Here is an 18,464-nt window from a genome sequence, read left to right as displayed (position 1 = left end):
AATGGAGGTATATATATGAAAAAAAAATATTGGGTAGCGATTTTATCAGGTTTGCTAGTGGTACAGAGTGCTTATTATTACAACATGGTAACGGCTCAACGCAAAGAGGTCAAAGTTCCAGAGAGTGTTTTAGTTCAATCAACGCCTAAAGAAAATGTGGTCCCAAAAGAAGTTGTACCTACTACAAAAATAGATACCGAAAAAAACATTGTAGAAGAAATGGTGTTTGAAAAAAATACGGCAACAGATCATTACCTGCTTAATTCTGATTATGTTGGTTGGTTAAATATCGGTAATACCGTTATTGATTATCCTGTTGTACGCGGAACCGATAATGAGTATTATTTAAAACATAATTTTTACAAAGAAGAAGATGTTTTAGGAGCAGTATTCATGGATTATCGAAACGTCGGTATGGGCATAGATAAACACACCATTATTTATGGGCATTACGCTAAATACGGCCAAATGTTCAAGGATTTAGATCAATATCTATCAGAAGATTTTTTAACTGATAATTCTCAATTTATTTTTACCGATGCCTTCACAGAACGAACCTATAAAATTTTTTCCGTGCACCCGTCTGATGCTGATCCTAAATTCCTCGATGTGTCCTTTAAAGATAATGAATTTCCTGATTTTGTTGACACCTTAAAAAATGAATCTATTTTCCTAACCGATACTCCTGTTTCCCCAGAAGATAAGATTTTAACGCTGGTTACTTGTAATTACGATGTTAATGACGGACGACTTTTTATTCATGCCGTTGAAATAACGGAATAGCACAAAAGTTATTGTCTATTGACTGGCTGTTTTTATTTAAGAAAATAGTTAGTCTTACAAATTTTTCTAATGTTATGAAAGAGATGCTTAACTTGAAGTGTTTCCGCTTGAAATACCTTTTGATCTGTGGCATAATATTAAATAACTTACAAAATGTAAGTGGATGAACAATCCTAAGTTCTTATACAAAAGATGGTTTAAATCTTTTAAATCTAACGAATGAATCTATCTGTCTAACTAAATTGAAAGTAGTAGTTAGGATAAAGTGGGGGATTTATTATGGAAGAAAAAATATACCAATTAAGTCTTTGCAGCTATTTAGGTGGAGAGCGGATCCTATTACGGCCGATGACATTGGAAGATGCAGCGGATATGTATGAATATGCTTCTGATGATGAAACTGTTAAATTTGTTTTCGAAAAACATGGAAATTTAGCAGAAACGAAAAAAAATATTGCCAATTATTTCATGAAAGAGCCACTTGGAAAGTATGCTATTCAATTGAAAAAAACTGGGAAAATGATTGGCACAATTGATATAAGGTTGAAAGAAGAACACAATAGTGCGGAAATTGGCTACACATTAAATAAAAGTTTTTGGGGAAACGGGTATGTAACAGAAGCAGGAAAATTAATACTTGAGTTAGGATTTGAAAAATTAGGATTGGAACGAATTTATGCTTGTCATGATAGTGAAAATCTAGTTTCTGGAAAAGTTTTAAAGCGTCTTGGGATGACATATGAAGGAACGTTAAGAAAAAATAGAATCCACAAAGAACGCTATGTAGATGATGTCTACTACTCCATCCTCAAAGAAGACTATCTTACTTGATTAAAATAAATAAACAATCAACTCATAGAAAGAAGAATGAAAAAAATGAATACATTTCCTCAAGCAACATCCATAGATCAAGTTTTACGTTTAATAGATGAAAACGCGCTTGCTTTCGTTTATATTTCAAGAAAAAATTGTGGTGTTTGCCACGCTGTTCAACCACAAGTACAAGAAATGTTGGAAGAATTTCCAACTATCAAACCTATTCAGGTCAGTGCAGATGACGTTCCTGAAGTTGCCGGCCAATTTACGGTGTTTACTGTTCCTGCTTTATTGTTATTTGCTGAGGGGAAAGAAGTAATTCGTGAGGCAAGGTTTGTTGTCATGGATGAGTTGCACAGGAAATTTCAACAAGTAGTTGAAAATAGTTAAGTAGATCAAAATAGCCCTGTCGTCTAGACGCTGTTAAAGAGGCAACACAATTTTTGGTGTGGATGAAGAAATTCATTTGCACCTATTTTTTTATACCAAAATAGATTAGTTTAATCACTTAGTTGGAAATTCTGTAGGAAGAGTAGTTGCTTGCAGCCATGGAATGGATCCAAACCTAATTAAAATTTCAGCTATTAGTTGTCCAGTTTTAGCAATATAGCAACAATTATTTTTTTTACCAGACTAGATAAAGTATACTGTTAACAAGGCTAACAATTCGGTTGCTCATGAAAAAGAGTGACAATTAATTATGAGGTGGAAAAAATGTTTACAGACAGAAAGTTAACGGAAGCATACAAAAACGCTAGAGTAGAAGAGTTTGATGAGAATTCTAATTATATATTTTTTAGTGATGTCCATCGCGGTAATGGAAACATAACCGATGAGTTCACGCGAAACCGAAATATCTACTTGCATGCTTTAAAATATTATTATAAAAATAGGTTTACTTATGTAGAGGCTGGAGATGGAGACGAACTATTAGAGTATTCTGATTTTACTTTCACAAAAAATGCACATAGAGAAGTATATGATGTTATCAAACAGTTTTTTGATGACGATCGCCTAATAAAATTGTATGGCAATCATGATATTGCTTTAAAGAATCCTAAATTTGTAAAAGATAATTATTATACAAATTATGATGAATACACAGAGGAATTTTTTGATTTTTTAAAGGGACTTAAACCTATTGAAGCAATGGTGTTGAGGTATAAAAAAACAGGACAAGAAATTTTGACCGTACATGGCCACCAAGGTGATGCGCCAAATGATCAATTTGCTTTTTTCACGATGTTATCATTAAAATTCTTTTGGCGTTTTTTGCATGGGTTTGGCATTCGAAATCCTACAAGTCCGGTAAAAAATGTAGCAAAACGACATAAAATCGAGCGAAATTTCAATAAATGGATCAAGAAAAATAAAATAATGCTTATTTGCGGCCACACACACCGTTTTAAATACCCGAAAAATAAGGACCTTCCTTACTTCAACACGGGTTGCTGTGTTTACCCCACGAGCATTACCGGAATTGAAATAACCGGAGGAGAAGTCCAGTTGGTAAGATGGGAAACTAAAGTAAGTAAAAAAGGTGTTTTTACCGTTCAAAAAAATGTTATGCGGGGACCAGAACCAATCGAAGAATTTGATATGATGTTGGAAGGCTGGAATAAGGATAACAGTAAGCTATGAGTTCAATGGATCTCAAAATAATTATAAAAATAAAGAAAAGTAAAATATTTTGATTTATTATGTAAACAAGAGTATACTGTTAAAGTGAAAACACAACGTATAAGCTAGAGGACTTTCCTCTATTACTATACGTTGTGTTTATTGTTTAGCTTCCGAGCACTGATTATTAAGTGATTGAAGCATTATAAATTTGTTTGATAGATTCTTTTAACATTGCATTGTAATCCACATCTGACTGACTAGCACTTAAACCCTCGGATAATGCTCTTGAAAAACTAGCAATCAGCCCATGATTACTTGACAAAGCTCTATTTGCTTTCTCACGGGTATAGCCACCAGAAAGAGCTACTACTCGTATAACTCTAGGATGATCGATCAATTCTTTATAAAAATCAGCAATTGTTGGAATCGATAGTTTTAATATGATGTTAGCTGATTCGTTTAAGGCATCTAGCTGTTTCAAAATCTCCTCTTTCAAGAGAACTTCAGACTTTTCCTTATCTTTACTGTTGATATCTACTTCTGGTTCAATAATTGGTACAAGTCCGGCAGCAATAATTTGTTTAGCAACGTCAAATTGTTGGTCAACGACTTGCTTAATTGCTTCAGGGTTTGCCTCTTTAATTAATGAGCGCATCTTTGTTCCGAAAATATGACGTTCAGCAGCTCTTTGCAATAATTCATCTAGGTCAGGATTAGGTTTCATTAGCTGAACACCATCAGTTTCTTCTGCTAATCCTTTATCGACTTTCAAGAAAGGGACTATGCCTTTCTTCTCCCATAAATAATCAGCTGTATAAAGGTCTTCAACTTTGCGATCCATTGTTTGTTCAAATAAAATAGCTCCTAAGATCGAGTCAGAATTAAAAGCTGCAGAAGTCATCAGACGAGTCCGCATATCATGAACTAAGTCGAACATTTCAGCTTCGTTTGAATAAGTGTCAGGTGCTATGCCATAAATTTCTAAAGCTTTCGGAGTACTTCCACCGCTTTGGTCCAATGCTGCAATAAAACCTCTTCCGTTCTTCATTCGTTCGAATTGTTCTTTTTGCATTAGTTCAGCTCCTTAGATTAGTTTTAAGAAAATAATAAATAAGAGAGGTCAACCCAGTGAATGGGTAATAAACCTTTCAATGATTAGTATAGCATTTCATAATTTAAATTAAAAAGATAAGCTATTGCAAAGTATTTACCCTTCGAATGATTGATTCGCAGAAAAAAACAGATTTAAAAATTTAATAAAGGGGAAAAAAAGTAATGATTCAAGCAGAAAATCAAAATATGTCATTCACACAAGTCGGGTCTATTTTAGGAGTTATTTTAATGGGGTCCTTTGTGACCATATTAAATCAAACGCTTATGAGTACCGCCCTACCGAGTATTATGAAAGAATTTTCGATCACAGCGACTCAAGGGCAATGGTTAACAACTGCATACATGCTGATCAATGGGATCATGGTACCTATCACGGCCTATCTTGTTAACCGCTTTACAACCCGTCAATTGTACCTGTTTTCGATGATCGTCTTTTCAATTGGTACTTTTGTGGCGGCAACTTCTAATATCTACGGAGTACTGATCATTGGACGAATGATTCAGGCAATCGGAGCAGGCATCATCTTGCCATTACAAATGATTGTTATATTGTACCTTTTTCCAATTGAAAAAAGAGGTTCAGCGATGGGACTGATTGGTCTAGCGATGAATTTCGCTCCAGCTATTGGACCGACATTTTCAGGGTGGGTAGTGCAAAATTACCAATGGAATATGTTGTTCTATTTCATTTTACCATTTGCTATTATAGATGTTGTGGTTGCCTTCTTCATTTTAAAAAATGTTGGAGAAACAAGTCGACCTAAACTAGATGGAATCAGTGTCATCTATTCAACATTAGGTTTTGGCGGATTACTATTTGGACTTAGTAATGCATCTTCAAATAACTTTATAAGCGCTAATGTGGCTTTGCCTTTAATTATTGGGGTTGTTTCTTTAGTTCTATTGGTCAATCGTTCCAATCGTTCAAAAGAACCATTACTGAATTTCAGTATTTTTAAATACAAAGGATTCCGATTAAATCTTATTATTTCATTTGTGTTAACAGCAGGGATGTACGGAGCAATCATGTTGTTGCCGATTTATTTCCAAACAATGCGCGGGATGACACCGATGGAATCAGGAATGGTCCTATTACCTGGATCAATCGTGATGGCTATCATGAGTCCGATAACTGGCAGAATGTTTGATAAATATGGTTCTAAAAGGTTAGCCATGAGTGGGTTAGTATTAGTCACTATCGGAACCTTTATTATAGGATTAATTGATCTTAATACACCCATCAAATACATTGTTTTACTTCAAATAGTTCGTTCATTAGGGTTCTCATTAACTTTGATGCCCATCCAAACAGCTGCTTTCAACGCGGTGCCTTTAGCCTTAGCTTCACATGCTTCAGCAATGTTCAATACCCAACGCCAATTAGCGGGTTCAATGGGAACGGCTCTGTTCGTCGTTGTGATGACAATTGCTTCTCAAAATGGTGCAACACAGCATTTATCACCTGAATTATCTGATTTAGCAGGGTTTCAAATGGTCTTCAAATTAGTAGGACTGTTCTCGCTGGCAGCCTTCATTATGACGTTATTTATTAAAGAAGATCTGTATTTACTAAAAGTAAAACCAGTCGGAAATGTTTAAGCTAAAGTAGAAAACTCTTTGCCTAAAAGGTAAAGAGTTTTTTTGTAGTTAAAAGTATTTGATAAGGTAAAAAAATGCATTAAATCAAAAAAGCCACTCATTATTACCATTAGATGCTTCAACGATGGTTTTAACGTAGAACGCGAATGTTGGTATGTATAATAGTTTTTATGTACTATATATATATAGTAGTAGACTGAAAAGTCATTTATAAGAAGACTATTCTTGACAATTTTATTTAATAAGTATAAAGTTAAAAGTGATATGATTACAAACGTAAACGAAATTAAGGAATAGAAGAAGGAGAGATAGATATGGCAAAATACAAAGAGCAAACAAATCATGAGGATCACAATGATATGGATCATGGCGGTATGGACCACAGCGAAATGGACCACAGCGAAATGGATTACAGCGAAATGGACCACAGCGAAATGGATCACAGCGACATAGACCATAGCAGTATGAACCATAATGGCGGGCATTCGGGACATCACGCAATGATGATCGAAGATTTTAAAAAGAGATTTTGGGTCTCATTGATTCTAGCAGTTCCTATTTCTATTTTATCGCCAATGTTCCAAATGCTTTTTGGATATGATATTCAATTTTTAGGAAGTGACATCCTATTGTTTGTTCTCTCAACCATTCTTTTTTTCTATGGTGGGAAACCATTCCTGACAGGAGCATGGAGTGAGCTGAAAGCGCGAACCCCAGCAATGATGATGCTGATTTCGTTAGCGATCATTACAGCATATTTCTATAGTACGTTGACCACGTTCTTTATTTCAGGTAGTGATTTCTTCTTTGAATTGGCTACTTTAATTGCTATCATGCTACTTGGACATTGGATCGAAATGAAGTCGATCATGGGAGCTTCAAAAGCCTTAGAAGCACTAATTAAATTAATGCCAAAAGAAGCACACAAAATTGATGAAAAAGGCAATATTATTGAAGTAACAGTAGAAGATTTAAAACCTGGGGATAAAATCCTTGTCAAGTCAGGTGAAAAGATCCCTCTAGATGGCAGTATTTATGAAGGCTCATCTACTGTAGATGAATCGATGCTGACTGGAGAATCTGTACCAGTAGAGAAAGACCCCGGAATGAATGTGATCGGTGCATCCGTAAATGGTGAAGGCGTTTTGAAAATTGAAGTAAATAAAATTGGGAATGATACTTATCTTTCTCAAGTTATCCAGTTAGTCCGAGAGGCTGAGACCACAAAATCTAAAGCGCAAGGATTTGCTGATATCGCAGCTAAATGGCTCTTCTATGTAGCTGTTGTAACTGGTATAGTTACGCTTATCTATTGGTCGGTCACTGGTGATTTCGAGTTTGCTTTAGAACGGATGGTGACAGTCTTGATCATTGCTTGTCCACACGCATTGGGACTAGCAGGTCCTTTAGTTACTTCAAGATCAACTTCGATTGCAGCTAGTAAAGGTTTGTTGATCCGCAATCGGATCGCTTTTGAAGGAGCATATAAGATCGATAAAATCGTTTTTGATAAAACAGGTACGTTGACAGAAGGTAATTTTGGTGTAACAGACATTCAACCTGCTGAAGGTGTAAGCGAATCTGAGTTATTAACGTTAGCTTATTCAGTTGAGACACAATCGGATCATCCAATTGCTAAAGGTATTGTTAAAGCAGGAAAAGAACGTGGATTAGAAATCTATGATGTTAAAAATTACCGTAATCTAGCGGGCAAAGGATTAACAGCGACTGTAAAAGATACGGAAGTTTCAGTTGTCAGCCCAGGAGCCATGAAAAACGATCAAATTTCATTTGATGAAAAAAGCTATGAAGCAATGGCTCAACAAGGGAAAACAGTCGTGTTTGTCTTGAAAAACAATAAATTGCAAGGAATGATCGCATTAGCTGATATCATCAGGGAATCCTCTTATAAAGTAATCAAACAGTTGAATGAGTTAGGTATTGAGACCATTATGATGACAGGAGATAACAAACGAGTAGCTAATTATGTAGGTGATAAATTGGGACTTTCACAAGTGATCGCTGAAGTTCTTCCTCATGAAAAGTCTAAGAATGTATCTGAATTAAAAAAAGATGGTAAAAGGGTCGCCATGATCGGAGACGGAATCAATGATGCTCCGGCATTAGCGGAGTCTGATGTTGGGATAGCAATAGGAGCAGGTACAGATGTCGCTATTGAAACAGCAGATATTATTTTAGTGAATAGCAATCCGGTAGATGTATTGAATATTATTAAATTATCTAAAGCCAGCCATAAAAAAATGGTTGAAAATTTTGTATGGGCAGCCGGGTATAATGTGATTGCTATCCCACTAGCAGCAGGCGTTTTAATCAATCAAAATATTTTGATCACGCCAGCTATAGGTGCAATTGTAATGTCGTTGAGTACAATCATTGTTGCAATAAATGCACAAATGTTGAAAATTGATTGAACTAATTTGTTTGTATTGAAAAAATTATGAAACCAAAGTATTTCAGTGAAACCACTTTTAATAGTGGTTTTTTTTATGGACCATTTTAGTTAAATGGTATAATAAAAATATATGAGTATTTTGCAGCAAAATGATAGTATCAGCTTTAAAAAAGAGGGGGTTATCAAATGATTTATACCATTACATTAAACCCGACAATTGACCGATTATTGTATCTTGGAGGGAAGTTGACAAAGGAGAAGAACAATCGTTTGGATCGTATCGCATATGACTTAGGTGGCAAAGGGCATCATGGCTCTTATGCGATGAGTAAATTAGGTGTGGAAAATCAAGCATTAGGATTTTGTGGAACAACCAATAAAAGGAAACTTGAAAAGATACTAGAAGAGAAGGGCATTAATCATGATCTTGTTGAAGTTTATGGTAAACCAACTAGGGAAAGTTATGTTCTTTTAGAAAAAGACGTTAGCGGCAGTATTTTGATCACCGAAAAAGGATATGCTGTATCAAACTATGATAAATCGTTATTATTCGATAAAATTGAGGAAAAAGTCGAAGCTGAGGATACAGTGTTGATTGCTGGTTCCATGCCTCCAGGTTTTGAAATTGAGGATTTAGAAAAATTAATAAACTTGTTAAATAAGATAGGCTGTTTTATTGCTTGTGATCTCTCAGGAGAGGCTTTAAAAGCGGCAGTAAAAGCAGGTATAAATTTTATTAAACCAAACCGATTTGAAATACTAGAAATTGCTGAGCAAGGCAGGTCGCTGTTAGATACGGTAAAAGAACTAACCAAAACGATTGATTACGTTATCGTATCGCAAGGCGGAGCAGGCAGTTTATGCGGGCATAAAAATGAGTTTTATCAAATCACTCCTCCAGTCGTGGTTGTTAAAAATGATACTGGAGCAGGGGATTGTTTTGTAGGTTCTTTTTTAGCTTCCTTAACGCAGCAAAAAACCTTTGCTGAAGCATTGACGATGGCTACTGCTTGTTCAGCCAGCAAAGTACAGCACGATGACAGTACGACATTTAGTGTGAAAGATGCTCAGAATCTGCAAGAAAAGGTAATACTAGAAAAATTATAGGACCAAAATATAAAATTGACAGTTGACAATGAATTTTCACATTGTTACAATGAGCTTACTTTAAATAGGTGAGCGCTCACCGTTAAAGAAAAAATAAACTAAAAAAAGGAGGAAGCCATAATGAAAAAGATGAACTGTTTAAGCATGTTGTGTTGTCCATGTTGTATGAACCACTCATGTTATCAGCAATCATCTTTTCATAGGGCTTCTTTCTGATTGAATAAATCAATGTTAGCTCTATGATCAATTATAAGAAAAAAGCCTGTTTTTGTTCAGGGGTGGACTCTTCTAATTTATTTTAAAGATGGATCAACTGTGCATGAGTGTAAACAACTCATGCACTTTTTTTGTGCACAATAATCGATCGACTAGGAGGAAAATAAAAAATGTCAGTAAATAAAAGAAAGATAAAGAAACCAAGTCTTATGTTACAAGTTGTTATTGGTGGATTAGCGGGTATACTTGTAGGCTATTTCAGCAAAACAACGGGTCTCCAACTAGAAATACTCGGTACGATTTTTATGAATTTGATTCAAATGATCATTGTGCCGCTTATTTTTCCAGTTATTATTTTAGCGATAGTCAATATCAGTGACACAAAAAGTTTTGGAAAAGTAGCAGGAAAGTCTTTTATTTATTTCTTTTCTGTAACGACAGGTCTGATCATTCTCAGTGTTTTAGCTGGAAAATGGACCGGGATCGGCAGCAATTTTCAAACTGGAGCCGTTTCGATTGAGTCGCTTGATGGTATCGCAAGCGGAATTGACTTTCAAAGCTTTTTTCTGAGTATTGTACCAAGTAATCTATTTCAAGCCTTTGCAGATGGAAATCTATTGCCAATCATCTTTTTTGGGATTTTTCTTGGACTAGCTTTAGTATCGATAGGTGAAAAAGGAAAACCGGTCATTACTTTTTTTGAATCGTGGTCTCAAGCGATGTTTAAAATGGTTGATTATGCGATTTCTTTTGCACCCATTGGGGTATTTGGATTTTTGGCCTATGATATAGCAGCGTATGGGATAGAAAATCTATTTTCTTTAGGACAATTTGTCTTATTTACGTACCTAGCATTCATGATCGTTATTTTGATTATCTTTCCAATCATTGCTTGGTTTTTCCATGTTTCTTACTTTACAATGCTAAAAGAAATCAGCGATTTAGTCGTAGTTGTGTTTACGACAGGAAGTTCAAGTGTGGTCTTGCCTTCTTTAATTGACCGCTTAAAGAAATTTGGTGTTTCACCATCAGTTTCTTCGTTTGTAACACCACTAGGCTATTCATTTAATCTCGATGGAGCAGGTGTTTACATTAGTTTGGCTACGATGTTTATTGTTAATATGTATGATGTGACTTTAGGATTCGGCGAAATTGTTGCACTCGTTTTATTTTTAACGGTCATTACCAAGGGAATCGCAACTGTTCCATCAGGGGCAGTAGTGGTATTGTTAGCAGCAGCAACACAACTTGGTTTACCTGCTGAGGGAGTAGCGCTAATGGTTTCAGTTGATTTCTTTATCAATATGGGTCGTTCTGCAGTCAATGTGATAGGGAACGCTTTAGCCCCAGTCCTGATTGCTCAATCTGAAGATGCGTTTGTATACAATAAAACAGTAGACTACAAAAAAACAGCGACTGAAATGAATGAATAAAAATAAAGCAATTTAAAAAAGACGAGGAGAAGATAAAATGAAAAAAATTTATGTTATTCATGAAAATAATGATTGGACAAGACATCTGACAGCACAACTGGATGAAATCAATGCACCTTATGCGTTGTGGGATCTATCTGATGGCATGATCGATATTCAAGCAGAACCGCCGGAAGGAATTTTCTATAACCGTATGAGTGCTTCTTCGCATACACGTGGCCACCGTTACGCACCTGAGTTAACGGATAATCTTTTGACTTGGCTGGAAAGTCGTGATGCCGTTGTATTTAATGGGACAAAAGCGATTGAATTAGAAGTCAGCAAGCTGAAACAACACTTAGCTTTACAAAAAAATGGTATCCAAACACCTGAAACATACGGAGCAGTTGGTAAAGAACAGATTCTTAAAGCAGCTGAAAAATTAAATCAATTTCCTTTCATCATCAAGCATAATCGTGCCGGTAAAGGATTAGGTGTCCGTTTATTAAATTCGATCGCAGAATTAAAAGCCTATGTTTATGGACTGGGATTTGAAGATTCAATTGATGGAATCAGTTTGATCCAAGAATACATCAAACCGGCTGATGGAACGATCGTCCGTTCTGAATTTATCGGTGGAAAATTCTTCTATGCCGTAAAAGTTGATTCAAGCGATGGATTTGAGTTGTGTCCAGCAGACAGCTGCCAAATCGGTGATATACCAGCGACTAACAAGTTTACGATCATTGATTCCCTGCCAAGTGAACAAGTTGATTTGTATGAGCAGTTTCTAAAAGAACAAGAAATTGATGTAGCGGCCATTGAATTTATATTTGATGCAAACGGAGAAGCCTATGCCTATGATGTAAATACAAATACAAATTATAATGCAGATGCTGAAAAAATTGCTGAAAAGTATGCCATGTTAAAGTTGGCGAACTTTTTGAAAGCAGAACTTGAGAAAAGGTAACACGGTTCTCTTTGTGAGAAGAATCTAGTGATCAGCTTAAAGCCGGTTAAAATAACAATTTAAAATTGATTCCTACTATAATGGAAGCCATAAAATACCATGTTTTAGTTAGTTTGGTACTATAGAATTAATAAGAGAAGGTGAGACCCTGTTAACAACAATAAAAGCAGGATCAGTCAGTGGAATTGCTTTGATACTCTTATCAGCTTGTGGCAATGCAGAAGCGCCTACAGATGATTCCATAAATTCAACATCAGAATCAACCGCTAGTTCAATGGAAAGTTCAACAACAACAGGATCAGATGATGTTAGTTCTACATCAAAAAACTTTGATGGTAAAACTTTCTCCGTAACGTATGAACAAGCTGTTGCTGATTTCCAGGAAGCTTATCCAAATGCAGTTATCTCTTCAGTTGATTTTGACAAGGATTTTGGTAAGTATACATTTGAAATCAGTGGTTTCGATGATATGCAAGAAATTGAATGGGAAGTAAATGCTGAAAATGGAGTAGAAACAAAAAATAACATAGAGAAGAAAGATCCAGACTTTGATGATCAAGAATTAGCAGTAGACAATTTAATGACCATTAATGAATTGATTGCAAAATCGGAGGAAGAAGCTCCGAATGCAGTCCTTCTTTCTTGGAATTTAGAAGCAGATGAGGATACGAATATACCATTGTTTACAGGAGAATTTGAAGAAGGAAATAACGAAGTAGATGTTCATTTAAACGCTGAAACTGGGGAATTCTTATCTGTAGAAAATGATTAAAAGATACAAAAAACTGCCTCCTCTCTTGAGATTAGGCAGTTTTTTTGGTATTCTGAATTTTAATTGACATAAACATTCGTTTTATTTATAATTATTATAAATAAATAATTGTTACAAATAGAAATAGTGGTTATTCTTTAGCGATACATAAATAAGAATGATTCTGGGAGGAAAATAAATGAATGTACCGTTATTAAAGATCGACCAGTTAGGCTACGAAACAGATGGGAAAGTCATTCTGAAAGGTATTGATTTTTCAGTCGAAAAAGGCGAATTTGTGACGATCACTGGACCTTCTGGAAGTGGCAAAAGCACCTTGTTAAAAATCATTGCTTCTATGGTATCACAAACTTCGGGAGATATCCTGTATCAAAATAAACGCATTGAAGAGTATGAACCAACTGTTTATCGAAAAGAAGTTTCTTATTCTTTTCAAACAGCCACCCTCTTTGGAGAGACTGTAAAAGATAATTTAGCCTTTCCATATGAAATCAGAAATCAAACTTTTGATGAACAAAAAGCTGTTTCGGCTTTAAATGAAGTCGGTTTAGGGGAAGAGTATCTGACTAAACAAGTAACGACTTTGTCTGGTGGGGAAAAGCAGCGGATAGCATTGATTCGTAATCTATTATTTTTACCTGAAATATTGTTGTTAGATGAAGTTACAAGTGCTTTAGATTCAGCGAACCAAGAAATTATTCGTAAGTTGATCCGTACCATAAACGAAGAGCGTGGTGTCACAGTATTATGGGTGACACATAATCAGACAGAAATCGACTTGTCAAATCGAGTCATTCATTTGGTCGATGGAGAAATGGAGGAAGCTAAATGAATCTAGCAATAAACAATACCTCGTTATTCTTTGCAACAGCGCTAGTTGGGATAGCACTGCTAATCGTTTACAAAGAAAAATTAGGTTTAGGTAAAGATATTCTTATAAGTGTTTTTCGGGCTGTTATCCAGTTATTTGCAGTTGGTTATTTATTAGGTTACGTCTTTGAGTTGAATAATGTTATTGTGACATTAGCACTTGTTTTAGTGATTATTTTTAATGCTTCTTTTAACGCAGGTAAGAGGAGCAAAGGGATATCAAATGCATTTAAAATCTCTTTTATTGCCATCTTTACTGCAACAGGTCTAACGTTGCTCGTTTTAATATTATCGGGTTCTGTTCTATTTATTCCTTCGCAAGTGATACCTATTACAGGAATGATCGCCAGTAATTCAATGATTGCGATCGGCATCGCTTACCGAAACTTGAATGCAAAATTTACCGATCAACGCCAGCAGGTCTTAGAGAAGTTAGCTTTAGGAGCAGATCTAAAACAGGCTTCCGTTTCAATTGTGCGTGATAGTATTCGTGCTGGAATGTCACCGACCATTGATTCAGCAAAAACAATTGGTATTGTTAGTTTACCAGGTATGATGTCCGGCTTGATGTTTGCCGGTGTGGATCCAACGCGCGCCATCAAATATCAAATCATGGTAACGTTTATGCTATTATCCACAACAAGTATCGCATCCGTCATAGCAAGTTATATGGCGTATAAAGAATTTTATAACGACCGAAAACAATTAAAAAACTAAATAAAAAAAATCTGTTTATCAGGATACTGATGAACAGATTTTTTTGGCTGTATATATATCGATTGTTTACTAAATGGTGTCGGTGTTCTAAAAGAAATTCCAGGTAAGTGATCAAACGAATCTATTAACACCTAAAAATATAGACTCTATATACCTGAATCATAAATAGAGGATTACATTTAGTACTAAGGTTGATTCTGTGTCAAATAGACAGTGCTTACTTATTTTTCTAATAAAAATTGGACAGAGACGGCTTCAGGACCAGCATGAGTCATCACACTAGGACTTGCATAAGACACCATAGGTTCAATATGGGGGAAAGTCGTTTTTAACATTTCTAAAATAGTAGTCGAGTAATCGCTCATTCCAACATGTGTAAATCCGATAGCGCTTACCTTTTTTGGAGCATCATGTAAGGTTTGGCAAATTGCCTTATAGCGTTTTACAATTGATTTCGTTCCACGTCCTTTTGAATCGGAATGGAGTTTTCCATCTGTCATTTGTAAAGTTGCTTTGATATCCATTAGGGAAGTCAGTTTGCCCATCGTTTTACCTATTCTGCCGCCTTTTATCATATTTTCAAGATTTACGATGCTGATATAAAGTATCGTTCTAGATTTTACGTTTTCTAAATGATCGAGCATCTCTTCTGTTGATGAAGCAAGGTTTGCAAATTCGGCTGCTGCAAGGACTTGAAAAGCCATACCGCGAGCACAAAATTGAGAATCGACGACCGTTACTTTACCATCAGCTAATGCTGCTGCTTGATGTGCTGAATGGACAGTCCCGCTCAATGTTTCGGTTACATGAATAGACAAAACTTCACTTCCATCAGCCGTTAAAGCATTATAGGTAGCTAAAAATTTCCCAACAGGTGGTTGAGAGGATTTCGGCAGCTCAGGTGATTGTTTCATTTTCTGTAGAAATTCTTCATTTGTTATCTCAATATCATCATGATAGACCACGTTGTCGATCATAGAAGATAACGGGATAATCTGAATACCATAACGAGCTACTTCTTCATCGGTTAATTCGACAGTTGAATCGGTTACAATTTTTAATTTCATTGAATGCTCTTCTTAAAATAAGTTGTAAATTGAGTATATAGGAAAAGCTTTAATAAAACGTGGATTGTAAGATTAAGCTATACAAATAAAAAAGCCATTCGTGATACACTCTAATTGTATTTCCAACCATAGAAAACAAGGAGTGATCACAAATGACCTATACCCATATTACCATGGATGAACTAGTGATGATAGAAGCTTATTACCATCAAGGTATTCCAGTTGCTAAAATAGCTGCTTACTTGAATCGTACTCGAACACCGATTAATAATGTTATCAGGTTCTTCAGAGCAGGACATACAGCTTTCGAGTATTACCTACGGTATAAGAAAAACAAGAAGCAGTGTGGACGCGAAAAAGTTGTTTTACCAGAAGAACAACATCTTTATATCAAGGAAAAAGTAGCTGAAGGCTGGACGCCTGATGTCATTATTGGCCGTAAAGAAATGACAATAGACTGTTCCGTACGAACACTTTATAGACAATTTAAAGAAAAAACATTCGATGAAGCTACCCTTCCAATGAAAGGGAAAAGAAAGCCTAACGGACATCAAGAACGTAGAGGTAGACAAGCTTATAAACGAAATATCTCTGAAAGAATAATAGATTATCCAACATTTAAAGAAGAATTTGGTCATATCGAAGGAGATACCATTGTAGGTGTCCGCCACAAAAGTGCGGTCATTACTCTAGTAGAGATTTTATCGAAAGCTATCATTACCTTAAAGCCCAAAGGGCGTAAAGCCTGCGACATTGAGAGTGCTATGAATCAATGGTTCCAATCCATACCAAAAAAATTATTCAAATCAATTACTTTTGATTGCGGTAAGGAGTTCTCCAACTGGAAATCTTTGTGCAACCAGCATGATGTCGCTATCTACTTCGCTGACCCTGGAACGCCTTCACAACGAGCTTTAAACGAGAATTCTAATGGGCTTCTTCGAAAAGATGGATTGCCAAAAGAAATGGATTTCAACGAAGTTGATCAGGCTTTCGTATCGTCTGTTGCACACAAACGGAATATAATTCCAAGAAAGTCATTAAATTACCAAACACCGCTGGAAGTTTTTATGAGTTACATGGATGAAGATATTTTGTATAGCTTAATTTGACAAATCAGAAAAATATAAATTATTTTTGAATAATGATTTTAACCTAAAAAAGTTAACTTTCACTTAAGTGAAAGTTAACTTTTTTTAGGTTATTTACAAATTGCTTTACTCTTTTTGAGTATCATCGATGGAAGCATATTTAAAACTTCTGCTGCCAAATACAGGACGATAAATATCTTTTACATAAGGCTTTTCAAGGTAAGCTTCAGCTGTTTGATAAATTGGAACATCGACATAATGTTCGCCTAAAGCTGTTTTTTCAATCTCGATCAATGTATTCCATCTTGCTGAGGCATCATCATATTGTTGGTTGCTTTGATCCACGAGTGCATCGATATCTTCGAAGGAGTAATTGCCGCGGTTAATATCTGTGTCAAAACGTTCGACAAAATTAATCGGATCTGCAAAATCAGCTAACCAGTAAGAAGTAGCAATTTGGTAGTTTCCTGATTTAATATTGTCCAGTCTTGAGTTATCGGGCATTTGACGAATATCGATCGTTAAACCAGGTAAATTATTTTGTAACTCACTTTGAATGAATTCAGCTAATTTTTTACTATCTTCAGAATCAGATGTCGTCAACTCCAACGAGAAAGTATCCATGTCTAATTCTTCCAGACCTGCTTGCCAAGCTGCTTGAGCCGTTTCTACATCAGATTGCACAACATCTCCAGCGTCTTCGCGGAAATCGACGCCTGTTTCTGGATTTTTAGCTAATCCGTTTGGAACATGCCCAAAAATAGGTTGAGATCCATCTAACAGAACATTATCTGTGAATCCTTGACGATCGATAGCGTAAGATAAAGCTTTGCGAATATTTTCATTCGCTAATTCGGGTACTTCATGGTTGACTTCAATATAATAAATCCAGGCTTTGTCATTTGTTTTAAAATCAGCATTTTCTGTGTATTGAGCAACAAAATCACCGGATAAAGAAATGGAATCCAGGGTACCAGATTCATACAGGTTAAGTCCGGTACCGACTTCTTTGACAACTTGTGTAGTGATTTCATCTAAATTAACAGTATCTTTGCCCCAGTATTCGTCATTTTTTTGATAGTTCCAAGAATCACCTGAAGCAGAATCCCAGTCAGCTAATGTAAATGGACCATTGTAAATAGCATTTTCTGCATTTAATCCGTAATTTTCACCCTGTTCGGTCACAAAAGCTTCGTTTTGGGGGAAATAACTGGGAATCGTTAAGACATCAAGAAAATAAGGAACTGGTTTTTCTAATGTTACTTTTAACGTTTTGTCATCAAGGGCAACAACACCTAATGTATCAACTTCTGCTTCACCATTTAAAATAGCTTCAGCATTCTTTATGATACCCGAAAACAGATAGGCATATCCGGATCCATTTTCAGGATCTACCATTCTTTTCCAAGCGAAAACAAAATCATTTGCAGTAACAGTAGTCCCATTTGACCAATTAGCGTCTTCTTGAAGAGTAAACGTATAAGTCAGTCCATCTTCTGATACTTCAGGCATGGAAGCTGCATTCCCAGGAACTAAGTTGCCATCTAGATCATAGGTAACCAAGCCTTCAAAAACATTATTCATCGGTGTGAAATTAGTGGTGGATATCGTTGTATCCATCGTATCCATTTCTGATTCAGCGGCTAAATGTAAAACTTGCTGCTCTTCACCAGTGTTTTCAGTATTTTCTTGTTCTGCATCTCCGCATGCACTTAATACTGCAAGTGAGGTAAAAGATAGTAATCCAAGTTTATAAAATTGCACTTTCATATATGTACGCTCCTTTAAAATCAAATAATGATTTCTCTCTATACCAATTTTATTTTGTTTCTTTATTATAGCACTTATAATTTTTTAAAAATAGCAATCGTAACTAGATAAATGAACGATCGTAT

16 protein-coding genes are annotated in these 18,464 nt (G+C 35.6%); 13 read left to right on the top strand and 3 right to left on the bottom strand.

Features of this window, described 5'->3' with window-relative positions:
* Window positions 1-15 precede the first annotated feature (15 nt).
* The 4 genes from srtB (at window position 16) to BR50_RS03735 (ending at window position 3,240) form a co-directional block, all read left to right on the top strand.
* Window positions 16-783 (top strand): class B sortase, encoded by a 768-nt coding sequence (gene srtB, locus BR50_RS03750; protein WP_034546397.1) that lies wholly within the window; start codon window positions 16-18, stop codon window positions 781-783.
* Between the two features lie 279 nt (window positions 784-1,062).
* A complete protein-coding gene (locus tag BR50_RS03745; RefSeq protein ID WP_034546395.1) occupies window positions 1,063-1,614 on the top strand; it encodes a GNAT family N-acetyltransferase in 552 nt (183 codons plus the stop codon).
* A gap of 36 nt (window positions 1,615-1,650) precedes the next feature.
* Complete coding sequence (locus tag BR50_RS03740) at window positions 1,651-1,989, top strand: thioredoxin family protein (protein WP_245792745.1); 339 nt, start codon at window positions 1,651-1,653, stop codon at window positions 1,987-1,989.
* A gap of 324 nt (window positions 1,990-2,313) precedes the next feature.
* Window positions 2,314-3,240, top strand: coding sequence for a metallophosphoesterase (locus BR50_RS03735; protein ID WP_034546391.1), 927 nt, complete (start codon window positions 2,314-2,316; stop codon window positions 3,238-3,240).
* 166 nt (window positions 3,241-3,406) lie between these two features.
* On the opposite strand, the gene BR50_RS03730 is transcribed toward BR50_RS03735, so the two are convergent.
* The gene (locus BR50_RS03730) at window positions 3,407-4,294 is read right to left on the bottom strand and encodes a fructose bisphosphate aldolase (protein ID WP_034546389.1); all 888 of its coding nucleotides are present in this window, start codon (window positions 4,292-4,294) and stop codon (window positions 3,407-3,409) included.
* Between the two features lie 203 nt (window positions 4,295-4,497).
* Here BR50_RS03730 and BR50_RS03725 point away from each other — a divergent pair, with 203 nt between their 5' ends.
* The 8 genes from BR50_RS03725 (at window position 4,498) to BR50_RS03690 (ending at window position 14,411) form a co-directional block, all read left to right on the top strand.
* A complete protein-coding gene (locus BR50_RS03725; protein WP_143298329.1) occupies window positions 4,498-5,934 on the top strand; it encodes an MDR family MFS transporter in 1,437 nt (478 codons plus the stop codon).
* Window positions 5,935-6,248: 314 nt separating this feature from the next.
* The gene (locus BR50_RS03720; RefSeq protein ID WP_034546387.1) at window positions 6,249-8,366 is read left to right on the top strand and encodes a copper-translocating P-type ATPase; all 2,118 of its coding nucleotides are present in this window, start codon (window positions 6,249-6,251) and stop codon (window positions 8,364-8,366) included.
* Window positions 8,367-8,533: 167 nt separating this feature from the next.
* Entirely contained in the window at window positions 8,534-9,454 is a 921-nt protein-coding gene (locus BR50_RS03715) for a 1-phosphofructokinase family hexose kinase (protein WP_034546384.1), read from the top strand.
* 386 nt (window positions 9,455-9,840) lie between these two features.
* Complete coding sequence (locus BR50_RS03710) at window positions 9,841-11,103, top strand: dicarboxylate/amino acid:cation symporter (protein ID WP_034546382.1); 1,263 nt, start codon at window positions 9,841-9,843, stop codon at window positions 11,101-11,103.
* Window positions 11,104-11,140: 37 nt separating this feature from the next.
* Window positions 11,141-12,052 (top strand): ATP-grasp domain-containing protein, encoded by a 912-nt coding sequence (locus BR50_RS03705; protein ID WP_034546380.1) that lies wholly within the window; start codon window positions 11,141-11,143, stop codon window positions 12,050-12,052.
* A 190-nt stretch (window positions 12,053-12,242) separates the two neighbouring features.
* Window positions 12,243-12,824, top strand: coding sequence for a PepSY domain-containing protein (locus BR50_RS03700; RefSeq protein WP_245792744.1), 582 nt, complete (start codon window positions 12,243-12,245; stop codon window positions 12,822-12,824).
* Between the two features lie 178 nt (window positions 12,825-13,002).
* Window positions 13,003-13,656, top strand: coding sequence for an ABC transporter ATP-binding protein (locus BR50_RS03695; RefSeq protein WP_034546376.1), 654 nt, complete (start codon window positions 13,003-13,005; stop codon window positions 13,654-13,656).
* Entirely contained in the window at window positions 13,653-14,411 is a 759-nt protein-coding gene (locus BR50_RS03690) for an ABC transporter permease (RefSeq protein WP_034546374.1), read from the top strand. The genes BR50_RS03695 and BR50_RS03690 overlap by 4 nt, the downstream gene beginning before the upstream one ends.
* A gap of 221 nt (window positions 14,412-14,632) precedes the next feature.
* Here BR50_RS03690 and BR50_RS03685 read toward each other — a convergent pair whose 3' ends face one another.
* A complete protein-coding gene (locus BR50_RS03685) occupies window positions 14,633-15,478 on the bottom strand; it encodes a DegV family protein (protein ID WP_034546372.1) in 846 nt (281 codons plus the stop codon).
* A 152-nt stretch (window positions 15,479-15,630) separates the two neighbouring features.
* On the opposite strand from BR50_RS03685, the gene BR50_RS03680 reads away from it, so the two are divergent.
* Window positions 15,631-16,590, top strand: a complete 960-nt coding sequence (locus BR50_RS03680) for an IS30 family transposase (RefSeq protein ID WP_034546336.1) — start codon at window positions 15,631-15,633, stop codon at window positions 16,588-16,590.
* Between the two features lie 105 nt (window positions 16,591-16,695).
* Here BR50_RS03680 and BR50_RS03675 read toward each other — a convergent pair whose 3' ends face one another.
* Window positions 16,696-18,339 (bottom strand): peptide ABC transporter substrate-binding protein, encoded by a 1,644-nt coding sequence (locus BR50_RS03675; RefSeq protein ID WP_034546370.1) that lies wholly within the window; start codon window positions 18,337-18,339, stop codon window positions 16,696-16,698.
* Window positions 18,340-18,464: the final 125 nt, after the last annotated feature.

The organism is Carnobacterium alterfunditum DSM 5972, from assembly GCF_000744115.1.
In the GTDB taxonomy this organism is placed as follows: domain Bacteria; phylum Bacillota; class Bacilli; order Lactobacillales; family Carnobacteriaceae; genus Carnobacterium_B; species Carnobacterium_B alterfunditum.
This window is presented reverse-complemented; position numbering and strand designations above follow the sequence as displayed.

Coding starts and splice junctions, on each gene's coding strand:
- BR50_RS03730 (WP_034546389.1), bottom strand. CDS start 4,294: ATGCAAAAAGAACAATTCGAACGAATGAAGAACGGAAGAGGTTTTATT.
- BR50_RS03705 (WP_034546380.1), top strand. CDS start 11,141: ATGAAAAAAATTTATGTTATTCATGAAAATAATGATTGGACAAGACAT.
- BR50_RS03725 (WP_143298329.1), top strand. CDS start 4,498: ATGATTCAAGCAGAAAATCAAAATATGTCATTCACACAAGTCGGGTCT.
- BR50_RS03685 (WP_034546372.1), bottom strand. CDS start 15,478: ATGAAATTAAAAATTGTAACCGATTCAACTGTCGAATTAACCGATGAA.
- BR50_RS03720 (WP_034546387.1), top strand. CDS start 6,249: ATGGCAAAATACAAAGAGCAAACAAATCATGAGGATCACAATGATATG.
- BR50_RS03735 (WP_034546391.1), top strand. CDS start 2,314: ATGTTTACAGACAGAAAGTTAACGGAAGCATACAAAAACGCTAGAGTA.
- BR50_RS03710 (WP_034546382.1), top strand. CDS start 9,841: ATGTCAGTAAATAAAAGAAAGATAAAGAAACCAAGTCTTATGTTACAA.
- BR50_RS03695 (WP_034546376.1), top strand. CDS start 13,003: ATGAATGTACCGTTATTAAAGATCGACCAGTTAGGCTACGAAACAGAT.
- BR50_RS03745 (WP_034546395.1), top strand. CDS start 1,063: ATGGAAGAAAAAATATACCAATTAAGTCTTTGCAGCTATTTAGGTGGA.
- srtB (WP_034546397.1), top strand. CDS start 16: ATGAAAAAAAAATATTGGGTAGCGATTTTATCAGGTTTGCTAGTGGTA.
- BR50_RS03740 (WP_245792745.1), top strand. CDS start 1,651: ATGAAAAAAATGAATACATTTCCTCAAGCAACATCCATAGATCAAGTT.
- BR50_RS03715 (WP_034546384.1), top strand. CDS start 8,534: ATGATTTATACCATTACATTAAACCCGACAATTGACCGATTATTGTAT.
- BR50_RS03675 (WP_034546370.1), bottom strand. CDS start 18,339: ATGAAAGTGCAATTTTATAAACTTGGATTACTATCTTTTACCTCACTT.
- BR50_RS03680 (WP_034546336.1), top strand. CDS start 15,631: ATGACCTATACCCATATTACCATGGATGAACTAGTGATGATAGAAGCT.
- BR50_RS03690 (WP_034546374.1), top strand. CDS start 13,653: ATGAATCTAGCAATAAACAATACCTCGTTATTCTTTGCAACAGCGCTA.